This is a genomic window from Pseudonocardia sp. T1-2H (assembly GCF_038039215.1).
Taxonomy (GTDB): domain Bacteria; phylum Actinomycetota; class Actinomycetes; order Mycobacteriales; family Pseudonocardiaceae; genus Pseudonocardia.
Genome location: NZ_JBBPCL010000001.1, coordinates 4,636,462 through 4,655,658, shown reverse-complemented (window position 1 = coordinate 4,655,658; position 19,197 = coordinate 4,636,462). Strand labels below are relative to the sequence as shown.

At 73.8% G+C, this 19,197-nt stretch carries 17 protein-coding genes and 2 pseudogenes; 9 read left to right on the top strand and 10 right to left on the bottom strand.

Annotated elements, in window-relative coordinates:
* Positions 1 to 15 precede the first annotated feature (15 nt).
* The 6 genes and pseudogenes from WBK50_RS22955 to WBK50_RS22930 form a co-directional block, all read right to left on the bottom strand.
* Positions 16 to 636 carry a hypothetical protein gene (locus WBK50_RS22955; protein WP_341337582.1) on the bottom strand — a complete coding sequence of 207 codons (621 nt, stop codon included), beginning with the start codon at positions 634 to 636 and terminating at the stop codon, positions 16 to 18.
* A 112-nt stretch (positions 637 to 748) separates the two neighbouring features.
* Positions 749 to 967: pseudogene (locus WBK50_RS35325) on the bottom strand (glycosyltransferase); the annotation flags it as partial.
* Positions 968 to 1,029: 62 nt separating this feature from the next.
* Positions 1,030 to 2,379, bottom strand: coding sequence for an O-antigen polymerase (locus WBK50_RS22945; protein ID WP_341337580.1), 1,350 nt, complete (start codon positions 2,377 to 2,379; stop codon positions 1,030 to 1,032).
* A complete protein-coding gene (locus WBK50_RS22940) occupies positions 2,376 to 3,512 on the bottom strand; it encodes a glycosyltransferase family 4 protein (RefSeq protein ID WP_341337579.1) in 1,137 nt (378 codons plus the stop codon). Before WBK50_RS22940 ends, WBK50_RS22945 begins: the two co-directional genes overlap by 4 nt.
* 10 nt (positions 3,513 to 3,522) lie before the next feature.
* Complete coding sequence (locus tag WBK50_RS22935) at positions 3,523 to 4,953, bottom strand: hypothetical protein (RefSeq protein ID WP_341337578.1); 1,431 nt, start codon at positions 4,951 to 4,953, stop codon at positions 3,523 to 3,525.
* Positions 4,954 to 5,071: 118 nt separating this feature from the next.
* Positions 5,072 to 5,995 carry a GNAT family N-acetyltransferase gene (locus tag WBK50_RS22930; RefSeq protein WP_341337577.1) on the bottom strand — a complete coding sequence of 308 codons (924 nt, stop codon included), beginning with the start codon at positions 5,993 to 5,995 and terminating at the stop codon, positions 5,072 to 5,074.
* A gap of 95 nt (positions 5,996 to 6,090) precedes the next feature.
* Between WBK50_RS22930 and WBK50_RS22925 the strand changes: the two genes are divergently transcribed.
* Positions 6,091 to 6,726, top strand: coding sequence for a PIG-L deacetylase family protein (locus WBK50_RS22925; RefSeq protein ID WP_341337576.1), 636 nt, complete (start codon positions 6,091 to 6,093; stop codon positions 6,724 to 6,726).
* 17 nt (positions 6,727 to 6,743) lie between these two features.
* On the opposite strand, the gene WBK50_RS22920 is transcribed toward WBK50_RS22925, so the two are convergent.
* Entirely contained in the window at positions 6,744 to 8,159 is a 1,416-nt protein-coding gene (locus tag WBK50_RS22920; RefSeq protein WP_341337575.1) for a polysaccharide deacetylase family protein, read from the bottom strand.
* A gap of 133 nt (positions 8,160 to 8,292) precedes the next feature.
* Between WBK50_RS22920 and WBK50_RS22915 the strand changes: the two are divergent.
* Positions 8,293 to 9,597 (top strand): annotated as a pseudogene (locus WBK50_RS22915) (polysaccharide biosynthesis tyrosine autokinase); the annotation flags it as partial.
* Positions 9,598 to 9,735: 138 nt separating this feature from the next.
* Here WBK50_RS22915 and WBK50_RS35320 read toward each other — a convergent pair.
* Positions 9,736 to 10,380, bottom strand: coding sequence for a phosphatase PAP2 family protein (locus WBK50_RS35320; RefSeq protein WP_445942295.1), 645 nt, complete (start codon positions 10,378 to 10,380; stop codon positions 9,736 to 9,738).
* Positions 10,381 to 10,523: 143 nt separating this feature from the next.
* On the opposite strand from WBK50_RS35320, the gene WBK50_RS22910 reads away from it, so the two are divergent.
* From WBK50_RS22910 to WBK50_RS22900, 3 genes are all read left to right on the top strand, one after another.
* Positions 10,524 to 11,828 carry an MFS transporter gene (locus WBK50_RS22910; RefSeq protein ID WP_341337573.1) on the top strand — a complete coding sequence of 435 codons (1,305 nt, stop codon included), beginning with the start codon at positions 10,524 to 10,526 and terminating at the stop codon, positions 11,826 to 11,828.
* Positions 11,829 to 11,919: 91 nt separating this feature from the next.
* Entirely contained in the window at positions 11,920 to 12,864 is a 945-nt protein-coding gene (locus WBK50_RS22905; protein WP_341337572.1) for an ATP-binding protein, read from the top strand.
* Between the two features lie 79 nt (positions 12,865 to 12,943).
* Positions 12,944 to 13,339 carry an SCO5389 family protein gene (locus tag WBK50_RS22900; protein ID WP_341337571.1) on the top strand — a complete coding sequence of 132 codons (396 nt, stop codon included), beginning with the start codon at positions 12,944 to 12,946 and terminating at the stop codon, positions 13,337 to 13,339.
* Positions 13,340 to 13,468: 129 nt separating this feature from the next.
* Here the strand turns inward: WBK50_RS22900 and WBK50_RS22895 are convergent, their stop codons facing one another.
* The gene (locus WBK50_RS22895) at positions 13,469 to 14,248 is read right to left on the bottom strand and encodes a PadR family transcriptional regulator (RefSeq protein ID WP_341337570.1); all 780 of its coding nucleotides are present in this window, start codon (positions 14,246 to 14,248) and stop codon (positions 13,469 to 13,471) included.
* A 139-nt stretch (positions 14,249 to 14,387) separates the two neighbouring features.
* On the bottom strand, positions 14,388 to 15,974 hold the full coding sequence (locus WBK50_RS22890; protein WP_341337569.1) for a thiamine pyrophosphate-binding protein: 1,587 nt from the start codon (positions 15,972 to 15,974) through the stop codon (positions 14,388 to 14,390).
* Between the two features lie 112 nt (positions 15,975 to 16,086).
* Here WBK50_RS22890 and WBK50_RS22885 point away from each other — a divergent pair, with 112 nt between their 5' ends.
* The 4 genes from WBK50_RS22885 to WBK50_RS22870 are packed head-to-tail and all read left to right on the top strand — an operon-like array spanning position 16,087 to position 19,181.
* Positions 16,087 to 17,511, top strand: a complete 1,425-nt coding sequence (locus WBK50_RS22885; RefSeq protein ID WP_341337568.1) for an aldehyde dehydrogenase — start codon at positions 16,087 to 16,089, stop codon at positions 17,509 to 17,511.
* A gap of 13 nt (positions 17,512 to 17,524) precedes the next feature.
* Positions 17,525 to 18,106 (top strand): nitrile hydratase subunit alpha, encoded by a 582-nt coding sequence (gene nthA, locus WBK50_RS22880; protein WP_341337567.1) that lies wholly within the window; start codon positions 17,525 to 17,527, stop codon positions 18,104 to 18,106.
* Positions 18,103 to 18,759, top strand: a complete 657-nt coding sequence (nthB, locus tag WBK50_RS22875; RefSeq protein ID WP_341337566.1) for a nitrile hydratase subunit beta — start codon at positions 18,103 to 18,105, stop codon at positions 18,757 to 18,759. The genes nthA and nthB overlap by 4 nt, the downstream gene beginning before the upstream one ends.
* A gap of 5 nt (positions 18,760 to 18,764) precedes the next feature.
* Entirely contained in the window at positions 18,765 to 19,181 is a 417-nt protein-coding gene (locus tag WBK50_RS22870; RefSeq protein WP_341337565.1) for a YkvA family protein, read from the top strand.
* Positions 19,182 to 19,197: the final 16 nt, after the last annotated feature.

Sequence of the window (19,197 nt, the reverse complement as noted above, 5' to 3'; positions counted from 1 at the left end):
GTCCGGCGTACCCGCTCACGTCGAGCGGCCCGGGAGCCCGTGTACCGCGTTGCGGAGCAGACCGGCCCAGAAGCCCGCCCCGTAGGCGAGGTGCAGGCAGCCCACGGCCACCGGCACCCGCGCTGCGACGCCGCTCGACGCCCCGCGTTCCCGCCTGCCGGCGAGGACCAGCACGCCTGCCCACGCCGCGACGCCACTCCCGAGTGCGCCGAGCGCGGACCGGTGGCGGGTCGCCACCACCGCGGTGGAGGCGCCCGCCAGCCCCGCGACGAGCGCCGCGGGGGCGAGGTGCCGGACCGAGGCCACCCGCCGGTGCTTGCACACCGTGACGGCCCTCCACCAGCCGTACTGGTAGTACTGCCGCCACAGCGCGCGCAGGCTCGCCCGGGGGCGGTAGGTCGAGCGGAGGCGCGGGTCGAACCACATGGTGCGGCCGGCGAGCCGTGCCCGCAGATGCAGGTCGTCGTCCTGGTTCCGGACGAGGGTCTCGTCGAACGGTCCGATGAGGTCGAACAGTTCCCGCCGGTACGCCCCGGGGAACGCGGTGTCCACCCATCCGGGTCGGTCGCTGTAGTGGAAACGAGCCGAGCCGAGGCCCAGCGGGGACGAGGTGGCCCGTACGATGGCCTCCGCCATCGGCGGCGCGCCGGGGCCTGCCGCCGCGTCCATCCTCCCGCCCACGAGCCACGCGCCCGAGCTTCTCGAACGCCTCCGCCAGCAGCGCGGCGTACCGGGGGGCCGTGACGCTGTGGGCGCTCACCAGGCTGATCAGGGACCCGGTCGTGGCGGCGACACCGATGTTGAACGCCGTCGGGGCGATCCGCCCGGGATTGTCGAGCAGCTGCACCCGCCCGTCCGTCGCGGCGAGTGCCGCCACGATCTCGCGGGTCCGGTCCGTCGAGCCCCCGTCGACCACGGCGACCTCGACCCGGTCCGCCGGGTAGTCCTGGGCCAGCAGGCTGCGCACGCACTCCTCGATCGCCCGCTCCTCGTTCAGGGTGGCCACGACGAAGGAGATGCTCGGCGCGCTCACGGGACCGCGACCTCGTCCGGTTCGGTCCGGGGCAGGCAGGCGCACGCCAGCACCGCCGCGAGGAAACCATGGGTGAGCATCGTGGTGAAGATCCCCGAGTCGGCCAGCGAGAGCGTGGGCATGATCAGGACCATTCCGGCGAAGGGCCACGGGACACCGCGGACGGCATCGTCGACGATCCACAGCAGCACCATGAGGACCAGGCACTCGAGCAGCACCCCGGGGTAGCCGAAGTTCGCGAACCCGTCGGCCATCAGGTTCGCGTTCGCGTTAGTGCCGGGGTCGCCGAAGAACAGGCTTCCGACGAGCAGCGGCGGTTCCTGGGAGTACGGGTAGGCGGAGAAGGCCGAGAGGAACGAGTGCGACAGTGCGACCTTGTCGCTGTCGGCGAACACGTACACGTAGCCGGCCGTGAGCAGGCCCGGCGTGATGAGGAAGCGCCGGACGAGCAGGGACGTGAACTCGATCGACGACGTCAGCCGGTCCAGCACCCACATCGCGGCCACCAGCCCGGCCGCGCCGAACAGCAACGATCCGGACGACCGCGTGCCCCGCCGCAGCAGCAGGTACACCCCGAGCAGCGCGATCGGCGACAGGACGGCGGAGCGGTACCCGGTGAACGAGTACACGAACACCTGCCCCAAGAGGCCCACGACGAGCCACGTCCACCGCCGCTCGAACAGGCCCCGAGCGACGATCAGCGGGTTCAGCACGCTCACGAGCAGCGGCACGAGGTAGCGGAGCGCACCGGAGGCGGTCTCCTCGGCCGCGAACTCGTCCCGCACGCCGTAGACGTCCGCGAGGGACGGAAGCTCCCAGCTGACCCCGACGGTGGCGATGATGTAGGCGTAGACGGCGCCCGAGGTGACCGTGACGACCGCCCAGAACGTTCCGTGCGACATCCGGAGGTCCGGTATCAGCCCGTGCACCGCCCCACGGGTGCCCAGGACCGCCACCGGGAGGAAGCTCGCCGCCACCCAGAGCCCTAGCTCGGTCGCGTCCGGGACCGACAGCACGTCCGAGAACTGCGGCACCACGATGCTCGGGACGACCGCGACCACGAACAACGTCCACGCCACGAGGTGGGAGGGCCGGGAGAGCCGCGACGGCAGGACCAGGGCCAGGGCGACGACCAGCCCCAGGGCGATCAACGCGGCCGCCGTGCCGGGCTCGCGGTAGGAGTAGCGCAGGTAGGTGAAGGCCGGGGCGATGCTGAGCCGGTGGACCTCGTGCAGGGCGGCGACGTAGGCGAGGACGCCGAGTGCGATCAGCGGGGCGCGGCTCAGCGGGCCGCCTGGGCGGACACCGCCGTGGAGCACGGTCCCGGCCCGGGACGGGCTGGTCATACGGCCGCGCCCAGCAGATCGGCGTAGACGGCGAGCAGACGCTTCTCCTCGGCCTCCCAGCTGTAGCGCTCCGCCACCGCGGCCCGGCCGCGCCTACCCATCTCGGCGGCGAGATCCGGACGTGCGGCCAGCCGGCCGACCGCCTCGCCGATCGCGCGCGGATCGGTCGGGTCGACGACGACGCCGCACCCGGCGCTCTCGACGATCCGGCGGCACTGCGGGTAGTCGGCCGCCACCACCGGGATGCCCACGGACATGTACTCCAGCAGTTTCGTGGGCAGCACGTCGACGTTCTGCCCGATCGGCTGCAACACGGCGAGCCCGATGCGGCTGCCGGCCATCAGCCGCCGCGCCTCGGGCGGCGGGACCTCCCCGTGGAACTCCACGCGGTCCCAGCCGGGACGGGCACGGAGTCGGTCGAGGAAGTCGTCCGGACTGTGCGGACCGGCCAACCGCAGGCGCCAGTCGTCGGGCAGCCCGGCGTGCCCCATCGCGTCGATCATCTGTTCGACGCCGCGGGCCCGGGTCAGGCCGCCCGCGTACACCACCCGGTGCTCCCGGGCGGCGTAGTCCGTGTCCGGGGCCCCGTTCCCGGACCGTTCCGGATAGTTGCGGATCACCGTGCAGCCGCCGGGACGGTAGCGGTCGGCCACCTCCGGCGACGCCGCCAGCACGTGGTCCGCCGACCGGTCCGCGGTGGCACAGAGCAGCCGCGCGCCCGCCGCGACCGCGGGCCGCACCCGGGACGACAGGTACTCCTTCTCCAGGACCTGCAGCGGCAGGTCCTCGTGCGCGTCGTAGACGACCCTGGCGCCCCCTCGCCGCAGGACCGGGATCATCGGGATGAGCTCGGGGTCGTGCAGGTGGTAGAGGCGGGCCCGCATCGATCGGGCGCGGCGCGCGACGCGGGGGACCGCCAGGAGCCGGGCCAGCCGGCCCGACGCCCGCTCCACCGGCACGATCTGGACGCCCTCCACTGTCCGTTCGGTGTCGGCCACCGCGACGAGCGTGACGTCGTACCCGTTGCGCGCCAAAGAAAGGCACATCCTGCGGAAGATCCGCGAGTCGTCCCAGGCGTGCACGGACGAGACGTGGACGACGGACGGGCGGCCGGATGATCTCGGCGCGGGCATTCGCTCCTCCTCAGGTCCGGCCGGGCAGCCCGGTGAGGGCCCCCGCGTCCGCCCACCGGGTCCGGGTGGCCGCCGCGACCTCTGCCGCGGTCACCCAGTGGTCGCCGGCGTCGAGGACCGCCCAGTAGGTCTCGGCCAGCCCGGCGGGCAGTGCGGCACCCGGGAAGGCGTAGTCGTGCCACAGCACGGCGGTACCGCCCCAGCCGTCGTCGCCGGCCGCGCGCAGCACCTCGGTCGCGGTCGCGGCCCAGTCCGCCGGACGACTCCCGGCCGTGCACAGGGCGCGCTCCATGACGACCATGGGGATCTCCACGACGGGGCGGGCCCGCTCGCGGTCCAGGTCGTACGGCAGGAACGGGAAAGCGGCGCCGTGCCGGTAGCCGACGAGGTCCGGATGTCCGTAGGTGGAGTCCCATTCCGCTCCCGCCCGTTCGAGCGCCGCGAACAATTCGCCGCCGCGATGACGGAGCCAGTGCTGCCGTCCGCCGGTGGCGGGGAAGCCCGCGTCGGCGAGCAGCGCGTACTCGTGCTCGAGCTGGCCGGGCACCTCGAGGCTGCGGTAGCTGCCGTGGACCGCCAGTTCGTGTCCGGCCTCGGCGATGTCGGCGAGCGTGTGCCGGACGAAGTCGTCGTCGAGCCGGTAGCCGGGGTCGCGCCGGTGCGTCGACTCGGCGACGACCGTGTAGGTCGCCCGCACGCCGCGCGCGGCCTCGCCCGCGAGCAGGTCCGCCACGCCGACGATCGTCGGCCGTCCGTGCACCGTCCGACGGGCCGCCGCGCCCAGGATCGCGGCACCGGTTCGCAGGTCGCGCCGTCCCGCGACCGCCACTCCGACGTTCTTCAGCACCCGGTGACCGTTGACGAGCCGCCGGGACGAGAGATGGTCCATGTCGTGGCTCGCGACGAAGGTGCGGGACGCGCCGAACGGTGAGGGCGGGGATCCGGGCAGACCGGGCAGGGCGGTCCGGACCGCCCGATGCAACCGGGCGAGCCAGCGGTTGGCCCAGGGCACCCGCCGGTCGAGTCCGTGGGTGCCGGCGAGGGTGTGCTCGGGAGGGATCCGGCCGATGTCGTCGAGCTCGGTACTGGCCCGCTCGTGCGGGGCGGCGAGCCATTCGAAGACCTCGCCCAGGACGTCCGGTTCGCCGCTCGGGGCCAGGTGGAAGCAGGGCATCCCGTCGACCTGCACCGGGGGCGGTGCGGGCTCCGTGTCGGGCCGCAGCCTGTACCCCGCGGGCAGCCTGACCTGCACAGCCGTGTCGACGTCGCCGTGCGCGACGGTCACGTCGGCCGAGTCGTCGTCAACGACCCGGATACCGTGCAGGGCGGCGTAGGCGCTGAACGCATAGCGCAGCCGCGCGACGCTACGCGGGTCCGGTGTGGACAGGATCAGGCGCGCCGTGGGCCGGCAGTGCCCGAGGGTGTCGACCGGGTTCGCCATGCGCAGCTCCGTCGCCCGTGTGCCGCACCGGCGCGGGGAGCCGCGTCCGGGGAACGCAGGCCGGCTCGAAGGCCCGCCGACCTCGTCTATGTCCGAATCGTTCCGGCCGCGCGGGGCGTTACCGCGCCCGCCTGCGCTCGCGGAGCCCGCGCAGCGCCCACAGCGGCGCCAGCCGCGCGCTCGTGCGCGTGACCATGTGGTAGGTCTCCTGGCGCCCGCCGAAGTTCCGGAAGTAGCGCTCCACGCCGGGCACCATCGACCCCTCGAAGTCGAACCGCGGGACGTGCTTCGCCGCCTCCTTGATCAGCTCCCACATCAGCAGGCTGCCGGCGCCGCTCGACCGCAGTTCGGGATCGCCGCCGCCGCCCACGTACCAGGCCCGCCGGTCGTCCCAGACGCAGAACAGCGAGGAGTGCACGTTCCCGGCCTCGTCGACGGCGGTGAGCACCGTGCCACGGGCCCGTCCGAGCGCCGCCTCCACGGCACGGTCGAGCACCCGCGGGTCGTACGGCACGTCGAGCCCCTGGCGCCGGTAGGTGGATCCGACCATCCGCACGAGCCGCTCCGCATTCTCGTCGCGGTGGACCTCGACCACCTTCCCGGCACTCTTGATCACCCGCCGGGTGCGTCCCGCGACGCCGCCCCACACCTCGTCGAGATCGTCCAGCCGGTCGATCACGTAGGAGATCTGTGGTTCCACCCGGAAACCGCGGCGGTGGAACGGCAGCCAGCTCAGCACGTCCGGATGTAGCGGCTGGCGGACCAGATCCGCGGCCGGGAGCTGATCGAGGAGCGCGTCGACGAGATGGTCGAAGCGGCGCAGCCGCGCCTCCTGGCGCCCCTCGCCGAGGTCGACGAGCGGGCCGAGACGGTTCGACAGGGGCGGCGCGAGCAGCAGCGACAACCCGTGCCGCCGCCGGACGGCATACGGCATCCGGGCGACCGCCGCGCCACCCTCCTCGACGCGCGCCTCCGCCCAGCCGCCGGGCGCGACGGCGTCGAGCCACCACGGTTCGTGGAAGACGGACGGGACCACGGGCACCCACTCTCACCGATCGCTCCGGTAACGCTGCTGAGTTCCGTATCGATGACAAAAGTACTGTAATCGCGATCACAGATGTCGAGGAGTTGGTCTCCTTGCTGGCAGGACCCACACGGATCCTCGTCCTCGCGCCCCACACGGACGACGGCGAGCTCGGGGCGGGCGGTGCCCTCGCGCGATGGGCCGAGGAGGGCCACGACCTGCACTACGTCGCGTTCTCGGCGTGCGAGTCGTCGGTCCCTCCCGGCTGGCCGGCGGACGTCCTGCGTACCGAGGTCGCCGATGCGACGGGCAGCCTCGGCGTCCCCCGCGAGCAGCTGCACGTGCTCGAGTTCGAGGTGCGGCAGTTCACCCGGGACCGCCAGGACATCCTGCAGGCGATGGTCGACCTCGGCCGCGACCTGCGGCCCGGGCTCGTCCTGCTGCCGAGCCTGGAGGATCTCCACCAGGACCACCAGGTGATCGCCGAGGAGGGCATGCGCGCGTTCAAGCGCACCTCGGTCCTGTCCTACGAGATCGCGTGGAACACCCTCGCGTTCCGCACCACCGCGTTCGTCGAGCTCGAGGAGCGGCACGTCGACGCCAAGATCACCGCGCTGAGCTGCTACAAGTCACAGGGGCACCGCACCTACACGGACCCGGGCTTCCTGCGGTCCCAGCTCCGCTTCCACGGCGTACAGGCGGGGACGACCTACGCCGAGACCTTCGACGTGCTGCGGTGGATGCTCTGAACCCCCCGACGCCCGCGTCACCCCGCCGACACGGCGGCGACGAGCGCCGCGTACCACCGCTTCGTCCTGCTCCCGCGCAGTGTGTCGTTGTGCCACAGCAGGCCCAGGGTGCCGCCGTAGCGCCGGCACTCCGCGGCGATCGCCAGGACCTCGTCCGCGGCGGCGTCGGGGGTGAGGCCCAGGTAGCCGGACAGGGTCACGTCCATCACCTGGAAGGGGCGTTCCCGCAGCGGCAACGGCCGTCCTGCGGCGAGGTCGAACACCGGGAACTCGTGGCTGGTCCCCGTGCGGAAGCCGACGGCGTCGGCGTAGGCGACGGTGCAGTCGTGGTCCAGCCCGGCGTCCGCCCAGTTCCGCCAGGTCGCCGTGGGGTCCCACTGCAGGTAGTGCTGCCGTCCGCCCCACCGTTCCTGGTCGATCCCCAGCGTCCGGGCGGCGCCGCGCAGCCGGGCGAACTCCGCGGCCGTGCGCCCGGCGTCCCGGTAGGTGCCGAAACCCGCGTGGTAGCCGAGCTCGTGCCCCCGGACGTGCACGCGGCGCATCAGGTCGACGATCCGCGGATGGGTCAGCGCGTAGGGTGCACCGCCCCCGGGGTCGGCCCGCTCGTGCGACTGGAGATAGAACGCGCTCGCCAGGCTGTGACGCTCGCTGACGTCCATCAGGAGGTCGAACGTGTCGTGCGGGTCCCCGGTGTGGTCCGACCGCATGCGGAGCAGGGCGCGGGCGCGCCGGGCGGCGAGCCCCGGGTCCCGGCGGAGCACCAGGTCCGCGGCGAACTGGTGGGCGACGTCGAGCGGGCCGCGGCCCAGTGTCGACAGCGGATCGTCGACGTCGTGCGTCAGCAGTACGCGGTAACCGGGCCCCGTACGGCGGCGGAGCCGGGGCCAGACGCGCTCCAGCGCGCTCCACAGCAGCTCGACGGCGACGTCGACGACCGGGGTGCGCAGCATGCCCGCCCGGTCGACGGCCGACGCGGCCGCGGGGAACCGGTTCCAGGTGTCCCGGTCGGGCAGCACGGCCTCCTCGTAGCGGGTCAGCATGAAGAACGCGGTGCCGAAGACGTCGAGGGAGAGCCGGGCGCCCCTCGGACCGAACGTGACGAGGGGACCGTCGGCCGCCGCCGGTCCGAGCAGCAGCGGTACCCGCTGGCCCGCCGTGAGCGAGGTCGACCCCGGATCGTCGACCGGGAGTGTGGCGGGCGGGTCGGCGCGGAGCGAGGCCGGGGTGAGCCACTCCTCCTCGGGGATGCCCAGCAGCGTGTCCGGCATGGTCACGGCGGGACCTGCGGGGTCGGCATCGAACCGGAGGCGGACGTCCGCACGTCCGGACTGCTCCAGCCGCCAGTCGAGGCCCAGCCGGTCGCCGAGCACCACGCCGAGCACGTAACCGCGTTCGGCCGCACGCCCGGGAGGCGTCTCGACGACGAGGCTCATCGGCGTTCTCCGGGCGGGCTCCGATGAGCCGACAGATCGCGCAGGTGCACCGCGCAGACCCTAGCGGTGCAGCCTTCCCGGCATCGCGTCCGTCGGCGAGGACGGGAAACGGTACGACGAGGGGTGGCAGCAGGTGACGGTCCGGCAGTATTTCGAGGTCGCCCGGGAGCGATGGCGGTTCGTCCTGGCCGGTGTGCTGGCCGGGCTCGCGGCGGCGGTGGCCCTCACGGTGCTGATGCCGCGGGAGTACTCCGCCGACGTGACGATCTTCGTTTCGGCGCAGTCGGCCGGGGCGGACACCTCCACCGCGCTCGAGGGCAGCCAGCTGTCGGCGCAGCGGATGCGGACCTATGTCGAGTTGCTCGACAGCCGCAGGCTGGCCACGGAGGTCGTGGAGACGATGGAGTTGCCCGTCACGGGCGACGACCTCGCCGCCCGGATCACCGCCAGCTCGGCCCCGGAGACGGCACTGCTCACGGCCACGGTCACCGACGGCGCGCCCGAGGGCGCCGTCGACATCGCCAACACGGTCGCCGAGAAGTTCATCGAGGAAGTCGCAAACCTGGAGCAGCCCACCGACACGACCACGACACCCGTCGTCGCCGCGAAGGTGTTCCAGGAAGCCGCCCCACCCGCGGACCTGGTGGCGCCCCGACCTGTGCTCTACCTGGGGGCGGGGCTCGGCCTCGGGCTGCTGGCGGGTCTCGCAGCCGCCCTGTTGCGCAACGCGCTCGACACGTCGATCAGGCGCCGCCGGCGGCTGGCGGAGGTGCTCGGGGTGCCGGTCCTCGGTGCCTTCGGGCGCGGGCCCTCCCGGTCGGCCAACCCGCTCGTCGTCCACGACGACCCGCGGTCCCCGCTCGCCGAGGCGGTCCGGCAGGTGCGGACGAACCTGCGGTTCGCCGACGAGCGCGAGCCCCGGATCGTCGTCGTCACGAGCCCGTCGGAGGGCGAGGGTAAGACGACGACGGTCGCGGGACTCGGCCTCGCCGTCGCCGCGGGGGGCAAGCGGGTCCTGCTCGTCGAGGCCGACCTCCGCCGGCCCCAGCTCGCCGACCTGATGGGAGTGGACCCGGGCCCGGGCCTGGTCGCGGTGCTCGACTCCGGGCTCCCGCTCACGAACGCGATCCGTTACTGGGGAGCGGAACTCGACGTCCTGCCCGCCGGGCCGGTCCCGGACAACCCCAGCGAGCTGCTCGGGTCACGGCGGATGGCCGATGTCCTCGACGAGGCGCGCGGGACGTACGACATGGTGCTCGTCGACGTGCCACCGCTGCTGCCGGTCACCGACGCCGCGGTCGTGGCCACGGGAGCAGACGGTGTGATCCTGGTCGTGAGGCACGGCCGGACGACGGAGAACCATGTCCTGGTGGCCAAGCAGGCGATCGACGCGGTCTCCGCGCGGCTGCTCGGATCGGTGCTGACGATGGTGCCGCGCGCCGGGACGCGCCGGTACCAGCAGCGCGTGTACGGCCGCGGCGCCTCGCGGACCGGCCCGTCCCGAGCCGTCGCGAGCAGGTCCGACTCGCTCGGTTCCGCCGCGCCGGGGGCCAGCTCGTCAACGGCCGGCCGGTCATCAGGCGCCGCTGCGCGGCCCGGGCCGGCGGAACGACCACCGTTCCGCACAGCGGTCGACGAACAGCGCACCCGCGAGCACCACGACCACGCCGACGCAGAAACCGCCAACGGTGTCGGTGGGGTAGTGCTCGTCGCGGATGACGAGCGCGCCGGCCATGCCGCCGCCCCCGAGCAGGGCGCCGGCGGCGAGAACGGCCGCACCCGTCCCAGCCCCCGTCCCCGGTCCTAACACGCCGACTACCAGCAGCGCGGCGACCAGGCCGAGCGCGGTGGCCGCCCCGGTGTGGCCGCTGGGGTAGGCGAAGTCGCCCTCGAGGGTGCGGCCGACGGCCGGTTTCAGCAGCGTCGTCGCTGTTCCGGTGAGGCCCGGACCCAGCACGGCCAGCACCGCGAGGCGTCGCTGCCCCAGCGCCAGGGCCAGCACGGCCAGGCCACTGGCGAGCGCGATCACGGGCACCGGGTCGCCGAGGTCGACGAACGCCCGCAGCAGGGCTTGGAGCGGGTCCGACGGTCGGACGAGGGACTGAACCCGGGCGTCGATCCGGCCCGGGGTCGATTGCCCGCCGTACCGCCTCGCCAGCAGGGTGAACAGCGACACCGCCAGGACTACGGCGAGAACGGCGGGACGGCGCAGTGGCGGCATCAGCACCGGTCGTGCGGCCGGGACACCACCGGGGAGGACCACCCCCGACGGTACCGGCGCGGTGCGGCGGTCGAGGCCTCCGACGTGACCCCGCCCGCACCGCGTACCCGTTCCGGCTGCGGATCGGGGACCATTGTCTCCTCATGTCTGTACTGCGTCGCCCCCTGGTGGTCTGGTCCGTCGGTCTGTTCGCCTATCTGGTGGGCGTGATGCACCGGACGTCGTTCGGGGTGGCGGGCCTCGACGCCGCGGCCCGGTTCCACGCCTCGCCGGCGATCCTGTCCGGTTTCGTCGTCCTGCAGCTGCTGGTCTACGCGGCGCTGCAGGTCCCGGTGGGTGTGCTGCTGGACCGGTTCGGCGCCCGGACGATGGTCGTCGCCGGGGCGCTGCTGATGGCGGCGGGGCAGGCCGCGCTGGCGCTCGCGACGTCGTTGCCGCTTGCGATCGCGGCGCGCGTCCTCGTCGGCGCGGGCGACGCGTTGACGTTCATCAGTGTCCTGTCGGTGCTCGGCGCCTGGTTCCCGGCCCGCCAGGTGCCGGTTCTGACCCAGCTCACCGGTCAGCTCGGGCAGATCGGGCAGGTGCTGAGCGCGGTCCCGCTCGCGGCGCTGCTGCACGGCCCGGGCTGGACGGCGGCGTTCCTCTCCGCCGCGGCGCTCGGCGTGGTCGCGGCCCTCGCCGTGCTGACGATCTTCCGCGAGCGGCCGGACGGCTCGACGGAACGCCCGGACGCCCCGACCCCCCGCGAGGTCCTCGACGGGCTGAAGGAGTCCTGGTCCGAGCCCGGCACCCGGCTGGGGCTCTGGACGCACATGGGTACGCAGTTCTCCGGCACCGTGTTCGGCCTGCTCTGGGGCGTGCCGTACCTGGTGGCGGGCCAGGGTGTCGCGAGCGGGACCGCGAGCCTGATGCTGACCTTGCTGGTCGCCGGCGGGATCGTTGCCGGTCCCCTGTTCGGCAGGTTCACCGCCCGCCACCCGCTGCGCCGCTCGAACCTGGTGATGGCGGTGATCGGCTCGAACGCCGCGATCTGGACGATCGTGCTCCTGGTGCCGCCGCCGGCGCCGTTGTGGCTGCTGGTGGTGCTGGTCGTGGTCCTCGCGTTGGGCCCGCCCGGCTCGATGATCGGGTTCGACTTCGCGCGCACCTTCAACCCGGAGCGCCGGCGGGGGACCGCCGTCGGGATCGTCAACGTCGGCGGATTCACCGCGTCGCTGCTGGTGTCGCTGGCGATCGGGCTGGTGCTCAGCGCCGTCGGCGGCACGGGCGGCTACACCCCGGGGGCGTTCCGCGTCGCCTGGACCGTCCAGTACGTGATCTGGGCGTTCGCGCTGGTGGGCGTGGTCGTCGCCCGGCGACGGGCCCGGCGCCGGATGGCCCTCGCCGGGACCCCGGTGCCGTCGCTGCGGGCGGCCCTCGCGGCGCGCCGCTCTTCGCGCTCCAGCTGACTCTCCGTCGCGGGGTCACCCGACGACGTCAGCCTTTAGTGAACATGGTTACCGTTACCCTCGTCAGTACGACGGATGGAGGGGATGACGCGTGCGGATCGCGTTCGTGGGCAAGGGCGGCAGCGGCAAGACGACGGCGGCGGCCATGTTCAGCCGGTACCTCGCGTCCCGGGGCCACCCGGTGCTCGCGATCGACGCGGACATCAACCAGCACCTCGGCGTGGCGCTCGGGGCGGACCCGGCGGCGGCCCCGCCGCGGCCGCTCGGCGCGGACCTCGGCTGGCTGAAGGAACACCTGCGCGGCGACAACCCGCGCATCCCGTCCGCCGACGTCATGATCAAGACCACCCCGCCGGGGCGTGGATCGCGGCTGGTCGGGCTCGACCCGTCCGGGGAGCTGCTCACCCGCTACTCAGGAGAGGCCGGCGGCGTCCGGTACCTGGTGACGGGGGAGTTCGAGGAGTCCGACATCGGCGTCTCCTGCTACCACTCCAAGACCGGCGCGGTGGAGCTCTACCTGAACCACCTGGTCGACCGGCCGGGGGAGTACGTCGTGGTCGACATGACCGCCGGAGCGGACGCGTTCGCCTCCGGCCTGTTCACGCGCTTCGACCTGACGGTGCTGGTCAGCGAGCCGACCCGGCGCGGCGTGGGCGTCTACGCCCAGTACGCCGAGCACGCGCGCGCCCACGACGTCGCGCTCCGGGTCCTGGGCAACAAGGTCGCCGATGACACCGACGTGGAGTACCTGCGGGCCCAGGTCGGCGACGCGCTGCTCGGCTGGCTCGGGCAGTCCGCCTGGGTCCGCTCCGCCGAGCGCGGGGACCTGCTCCCGATCGAGGCGCTCGAACCCGCGAACCTCGCCGTCCTGGAGACCCTGCACGCGGACCTCGACGCGCGGGACCGGGACTGGGCGGCCTACCACCGCGGCACCGTCGAGTTCCACCTGCGCAACGCCCGGGCCTGGGCGAACACCGCGACCGGCACCGACCTGAGCACCCAGATCGATCCCGACTTCACCCCTGTGAGCGCGTAGCCCCGTTCTAGCGAGGTTGCGCACTCACGACCCAGTCCGACCATCGATTCCCGTCCGACCAGCAACTCAAGGAGAACCCGTGTCCCTCGACGTCCCCACCGCCGTGATCGACGCCGCCCAGCGCGGCGAGATGGACGACGCCCAGTTCGTCGCCGTCGTGCGCGACTCGCTGCCCTACGCGTGGGAGGTCATCTCCGCCGCGGCCGACGACCAGGCCGCGCGCCCCGAGGCGCCGTTCGGCGAGCACGAGGTCCCGCCGCCGTCGGAGCAGGCCCGCGGCCAGCTGCTGCGCGCCCTGGCCAGCAACTCGATCCGCGGCGCCCTGGAGCGGCACTTCGGCGTGGTGCTCGCGTTCCAGAACTGCCACCGGGTCGCCGCCTTCGCGCCGGCCGCCGTCGACTCGGCCGTCTACCGGGAGTTCGTCTCCCCGCGCGGCCAGGTGCTGAACCAGACGCCCGAGCTGCGCGACTGCTGATCGGTTCCCACGACTCGGTCGACATGCCGAGGGCCCCGGCGCTCGCTGAGCGTCGGGGCCCTCGTTCTCTCAGGTCGACCAGGGTCGTGCGCGCGCAGTCTCGCCAGAACGAGGCTGCGCGCGCACAGGTCACTCGGCGAGCAGGCGGTAGATCGTCTTGCGGGCCTCGGTGAGGGCCTCGGTCGCCGCGGCGACCTGCTCCGGTGTGCCGGTGGCGATCACCTGCTGGGCGGCGGCGTGCAGCAGGCCGAGCTGCTGCCACAGGACGCCGGTGGGCTCGTTCTCCTCGCCGTCCGCGTCCATGGACTGCCAGACCTTGTCCAGCTCGTCCCGGTGGTCCGCGACGTAGGCCGTGCCCGCCTCGGTGAGGTGGACGACCCGGCGGCCGTCGACCTGCTCGACGCGCACCAGGCCCTCGTCCTCCAGCTGCGACAGCGTGGGGTAGACGGAGCCGGGGCTGGGCTTCCAGCGTCCGCCCGAACGCTCGGCGATCTCCTGGATGATCTCGTAGCCGTGCCGCGGGGCCTCGGCGACGAGGGCGAGGACGGCCAGCCGGACGTCGCCGCGGTTGGTGCGCCGGCCGCGCCGGCCGCCACCGCGCGGACCACCGGGGCCGAAGCCGCCGGGGCCGCCCGGGCCGAAGCCGCGGCCGGGTCCTCCGGGACCGCCGGGCCCGAAGCCCGGGCCGAACCGGGGCCCGCCGTGGCGACGTCCGCGCCGGCCGCGCTCCTCGCCCTCGGGACGCTCCGGAGGAGTGGTGTCGGAGTCCGCTCGCATGTCCGGGCGGGGCCCGCCGTGCCGGGGACCGAAGGGGGGCCGGCCGCGGCGCCCGCGGCCGAACTGGTCAGCGAACTGCTGACCCATGGCGAAGAGTGTGTGGGGGTCCCACGCGGGGTTCATGGCGTTCATCAGATGTCTCCTCGATGATTCTCGGATCGAGCCTCCTGGGGTTGGACGATCCATCGTGGATCCATCTCAGTAGCTCGTGTGCTATCACGATATATCGCGATAGCGCTGATGCGCAAGGAGAAAGTTTCGGAGCCCCGGCTCAGCCCTCGTGCCAGCGCGGGGACGTGGTGCGCGGCGGGGTCAGCCGGGCCGCCACCCGGACCAGGTGCGGCGCGCCCGAGCCGATCGCCTTCCGCAGTGCCTCGCCGAGTCCGTCCAGCGCCGGCACGTCGGTCGCCTCGACCCCGAACGCCCTGGCCAGGGCCACGAAGTCCGGAGTCACCAGATCCACCCCGCGATGCTCGACGCCCGCCCGGGCCTGGTCGTAGCGGAGCATCCCGTACCCGCCGTCGTCGACCACGAGGACGGTCACCGGCAGGCGTTCCTGGACCAGCGTCGCGAGCTCGCCGACGCCCATCACCAGACCGCCGTCGCCGCAGACGACGAGTGTCGGCACCCCGGTCGACGCCACGCCGACCGCGGCCGGGAGCCCGAACCCGAGCGTGCCCCAGCCGACGGGGTAGGCGAGCCCGCGCGGCTCGGTGACCCGCGCGTAGCCGCCGGCCCAGTACCCGGCGACCGCCATGTCGCAGACCAGCGCGGTGCCGTCGGGACGGGAGTCGAGGGCGTCGAGCAGGGTCGACGCGTCCGCATCCAGTCCGCGGCGGACGCGCGTGTCGAGGTCGGCCGGGAACCACGGCTCGTGCGCCGGTACCCGCTCGGTGAGCACCCGCAGCAGCCCGCGGAGCTCGCCGGTGAGGGCGACGTCCGCGGTCCACTCCGGCGGGTCCGCGGGCGGCGCCGGGTCGACGCTCACCAGCACCGGCGGCCGCGGCATCGTCCAGTTCCGGGTGTTCATCCCGTCGAGGTCACCGCCGAGGACGAGCAGGACGTCCGCGTCGCCGATCACCGCCGCGACCTCCGGCTCGTGCGGCGGGACACCCAGGGCGCCGGGGAGCCCGCGCGCGTGGAAGCTCGTGACCAGCGGCGCCCCCAGCCGACCGGCCAGTGCACCGATCGCCTCCGCGTCGTCGAGGACGGCCGCGCCGGCCCAGACGGCGACACGTCTCCCGGCGAGCAGGTCGACGGCGTCGGAGATGCTCGCCCACGGCTCCGTCCTGCGGGCCTCGCGGCCCGCGGCGACCGGCCCGACCGCGGCGGGCCGGCCGAGGACGTCCGCCGGGACGTCGAGGTAGACGGGACCGCGCGGATGCCGCAACGCCGTGGCCGCCGCCTCCGCGATCACGGCCGCGACCCCCTCCGGCGTCCGCGGCCGGAACACCGCCTTGGCCAGCGGGGCGAACAGCGCCGCCTGGTTCCGGGACTCGTGCAGCACACCGCGGAACCGCCCGGACCGGGCCGCGGCGGCCGGGATCTCGGACGCGACGAGCACGACGGGCGAGTGCGAGGCCGCGGCCTCGCCGAACGCGGCGACGGCGTTGGCCGCGCCCGGGCCGGTCGTCACGACGGCCGCGCCCAGCCGCCCGCTCCGCCGCGCCCAGCCGTCCGCGGCGTAGACGGCGGTCTGCTCGTGCCGGACGACGACGGGTGCGGGGTCGGTGCCACGCTCCGCGCGAGCGGGGCCCCAGAACGCAAGGTTGTGCACCCCGGGGAGGCCGAACACCGTCGTCGCACCGTGGTCCGCCAGCACGTCGAGCACCTGCCGGGCGACCGTCACGTCACTCACGATCATCGAGCTTAGGGCCTGTCAGAGGATCTCCGGCGGTCTCGCGCCCGGTCGTTCCGCCCGTGCGAACGGCCCGGTTCCTCGCCCGGGCAGCGGCTGCCAACCTCGGCGCATGGTGTCTTTCGGGCATGTCATCGACGGCGAGGAGCGCGGTTCGCGCCGCGGCGCCCGGTTCGACTCGGTCGATCCCTGGACCCGCGAACCCTGGGCGGACGTCGCGCTCGGCACCGCCGAGGACGCCGCCGACGCCGTCGCCGCGGCCCGCCGGGCGTTCGACGAGGGGCCGTGGCCGCGGATGGGGCACGCCGAGCGCGGCGCGCTGCTGCACCGGCTCGCCGACCTCGTCGAGGAGCACTCGGACGAGCTCGCGCGGGCGGACTCCCGGGACATGGGCAAGCCCGTCGCGGACGCCGCGGGCAAGGACGTCCCCCGGACCGCCCAGAACTTCCGCTTCTTCGCCGACCACGCCCGGCTCGCGACCGCCGAGGCCTACCCGATGGACACCGGCCACCACGCCTACGCGCGCTTCGAACCGGCCGGGGTGGTCGCCGCGATCGCCCCCTGGAACTTCCCGCTGATGCTGGAGTCCTGGAAGGTCGCGCCCGCGCTGGCCTGGGGCAACACCGTCGTGCTCAAGCCCACGGAGGACACCCCGGCCTCGGCGACGATCCTCGCCCGGCTGGCCGTGGAGGCCGGTCTGCCGCCGGGCGTGCTCAACGTCCTGCACGGCTACGGCCCGGACTCCGCGGGCGAGGCCCTCACGACGGATCCCCGGGTCGACCGGATCACCTTCACCGGCGAGTCCGGTACCGGCCGGGTGATCACCGCGGCGGCGGCGCGGAACCTGACGCCGGTCAGCCTCGAGCTGGGCGGCAAGGGGGCGAACCTCGTCTTCGCGGACGCGGACCTCGCCGCGGCCGTGGACTGGTCGATCAAGGCGATCTTCACCAACGCCGGGCAGGTGTGCCTCGCGGGCAGCCGGCTCTACGTCGAACGCGCGGTGTTCGACGAGTTCACCGCCCGGTTCGTCGCGGCCGCCGAAGCGCTCGTCGTCGGGGACCCGGCGGATTCGCGCACCCAGATCGGTCCACTGGCCTCGGAGTCGCACTGGAAGAAGGTGTGCGGGTACCTCGAGGACCCCGCGGGCAAGGTGCTGACCGGCGGCCGCGGCGACGGCTGGGCCGTCCGGCCCACCGTGATCGTCGACGCTCCCGCGGACGCGCCGATCCAGCGCGAGGAGGTGTTCGGGCCGGTCGTGACGCTGACCCCGTTCGACTCCGAGGCCGAGGCGGTCGGGCTGGCGAACGGCTCCCCGTACGGCCTCAACGCGATGGTGTTCACCGAGAACCTCTCGCGCGCGCACCGGGTCGCCGCGGCGCTGCGGGCGGGCACGGTCTGGACGAACTGCTTCTTCGTCCGGGACCTGCGCGCCCCGTTCGGCGGCGTCGGGGACTCGGGCTGGGGCCGCGAGGGCGGGAACTTCAGCCGGGAGTTCTTCACCGAGCCCAAGGCGGTTGTGATGGCGATCCAGCCGTAGCAGGCTTGATCGCATGGACGAGAAGGACATGACGCTCCGGGTGGAGGCGCTGGAGTCGATCCTCGTCGAGAAGGGGTACGTCGAGCCGGCGGCGCTCGACGTGATCATCGAGACCTACGAGAAGGACGTCGGGCCCCGCAACGGGGCCCACGTCGTCGCGCGGTCGTGGGTCGATCCCGCCTATCGGGAGCGGCTGCTCACCGACGCCACCGCCGCGATCGCGGAGCTCGGGTACGGCGGGCGGCAGGGCGAGCACATGGTGGCCGTCGAGAACACGGCGGACGAGCACCATCTCGTCGTCTGCACACTCTGCTCGTGCTACCCGTGGCCGGTGCTCGGGCTGCCGCCGACCTGGTACAAGTCCCCGGCCTACCGCTCGCGCGTGGTGATCGACCCGCGCGGCGTGCTGGCGGACTTCGGCGTGACCCTGCCCGCGGACACCCGGATCACCGTCCACGACTCGACCGCGGAGGTGCGGTATCTCGTGGTGCCCCGGCGGCCGCGGGGCACGGACGGCTGGGACGAGGGGGCCCTCGCCGCGCTCGTCACCCGGGACTCGATGATCGGCACGGGGCTCGTCGAGGGCCCGGCGTGAACACCGTCGCCGACCTGGGCGGGATGATGGGCTTCGGCCCGGTGCGCCCCGAACCCGAGGACGAGCGGTTCCACGCCGACTGGGAACGCCGCGCGCTCGCGCTGACCCTCGCCGCGGCCCTTCCCGGCGGCTGGACCATCGACGCCTCCCGCTCCGCCCGGGAGAGCCTGCCGCCGGGGGAGTACCTGACGTCGAGCTACTACGCGATCTGGATCAAGGCGCTCGAGCGGCTCCTCGTCGGCGCGGGGCTGGTCGGGGCCGACGAACTGGCCGAACGCCGCGCGCTCAGACCCGGGGTGCCCGGGCCGGTGCTCACGGCGGCGGCGGTCCCGGGCGTCCTCGCGACGGGGAGCCCCGCCGAACGGCCGGTCGACTCGCCCTCGCGCTTCGCGGTGGGCGACCGGGTCCGGACCCGCAACGTCCACCCGCTCGGCCACACCCGGCTGCCGCGGTACGCGCGCGGGAAGGAGGGTGTGATCGAACGCGTCCACGGCGCGCACGTCCTGCCGGACAGCAACGCCCACCGTGCCGGTGAGCAGCCGGAATGGCTCTACACGGTCCGGTTCCCGGGCCGCGAGCTCTGGGGCGAGGCGGCCGATCCGGGCCTCACGGTGGAGATCGAGGCGTTCGAGAGCTACCTCGCGGGAACGTAGGCGAGATGTCCGGCGTTGACCGCATCGTGGCGACGACCAGGTACGGCCCCCAGAAGCTCGCGGCGTTGCGCGTCCTCTGGCGAGCGCTGTCGGAAGGCCGCAGGCCCGGTGCCCCCGGGCTCGCGGACCGGCTGAGAGCACTCCCCCGGATGGCGGGCGCCGCACTGAGCGGGAAGTACCCCGAGCTCAGCCGCGGCCGGCTCGCGATGCTCGTGCTCGCCGTCGCGTACCTCGTCTCGCCCGTCGACGTCGTGCCCGAACTGCTGTTCTCGGTGTTCGGCCTGGTCGACGACGGCGTCGTCGCGCTCTGGCTCGGCGGCGCCGTCCTCGTGGAGACCCAGCGCTACCTGGACTGGGAGAAGCGCGCGCCGTCCGTCGTCGACGGCGAGCAGTTCGTTCCGGGTTCGGGAACGACGTGGTAGGCCCGGCCGTCGCGCG

Excerpts from the sequence above, each read along its gene's own strand:
- nthA (WP_341337567.1), top strand. The coding sequence starts at position 17,525 with ATGGACGAGAAGGACATGACGCTCCGGGTGGAGGCGCTGGAGTCGATC.
- WBK50_RS22885 (WP_341337568.1), top strand. The coding sequence starts at position 16,087 with ATGGTGTCTTTCGGGCATGTCATCGACGGCGAGGAGCGCGGTTCGCGC.
- WBK50_RS22945 (WP_341337580.1), bottom strand. The coding sequence starts at position 2,379 with ATGACCAGCCCGTCCCGGGCCGGGACCGTGCTCCACGGCGGTGTCCGC.
- WBK50_RS22955 (WP_341337582.1), bottom strand. The coding sequence starts at position 636 with ATGGCGGAGGCCATCGTACGGGCCACCTCGTCCCCGCTGGGCCTCGGC.
- WBK50_RS35320 (WP_445942295.1), bottom strand. The coding sequence starts at position 10,380 with ATGCCGCCACTGCGCCGTCCCGCCGTTCTCGCCGTAGTCCTGGCGGTG.
- WBK50_RS22870 (WP_341337565.1), top strand. The coding sequence starts at position 18,765 with ATGTCCGGCGTTGACCGCATCGTGGCGACGACCAGGTACGGCCCCCAG.
- WBK50_RS22920 (WP_341337575.1), bottom strand. The coding sequence starts at position 8,159 with ATGAGCCTCGTCGTCGAGACGCCTCCCGGGCGTGCGGCCGAACGCGGT.
- WBK50_RS22935 (WP_341337578.1), bottom strand. The coding sequence starts at position 4,953 with ATGGCGAACCCGGTCGACACCCTCGGGCACTGCCGGCCCACGGCGCGC.
- WBK50_RS22910 (WP_341337573.1), top strand. The coding sequence starts at position 10,524 with ATGTCTGTACTGCGTCGCCCCCTGGTGGTCTGGTCCGTCGGTCTGTTC.
- WBK50_RS22895 (WP_341337570.1), bottom strand. The coding sequence starts at position 14,248 with ATGAACGCCATGAACCCCGCGTGGGACCCCCACACACTCTTCGCCATG.
- WBK50_RS22940 (WP_341337579.1), bottom strand. The coding sequence starts at position 3,512 with ATGCCCGCGCCGAGATCATCCGGCCGCCCGTCCGTCGTCCACGTCTCG.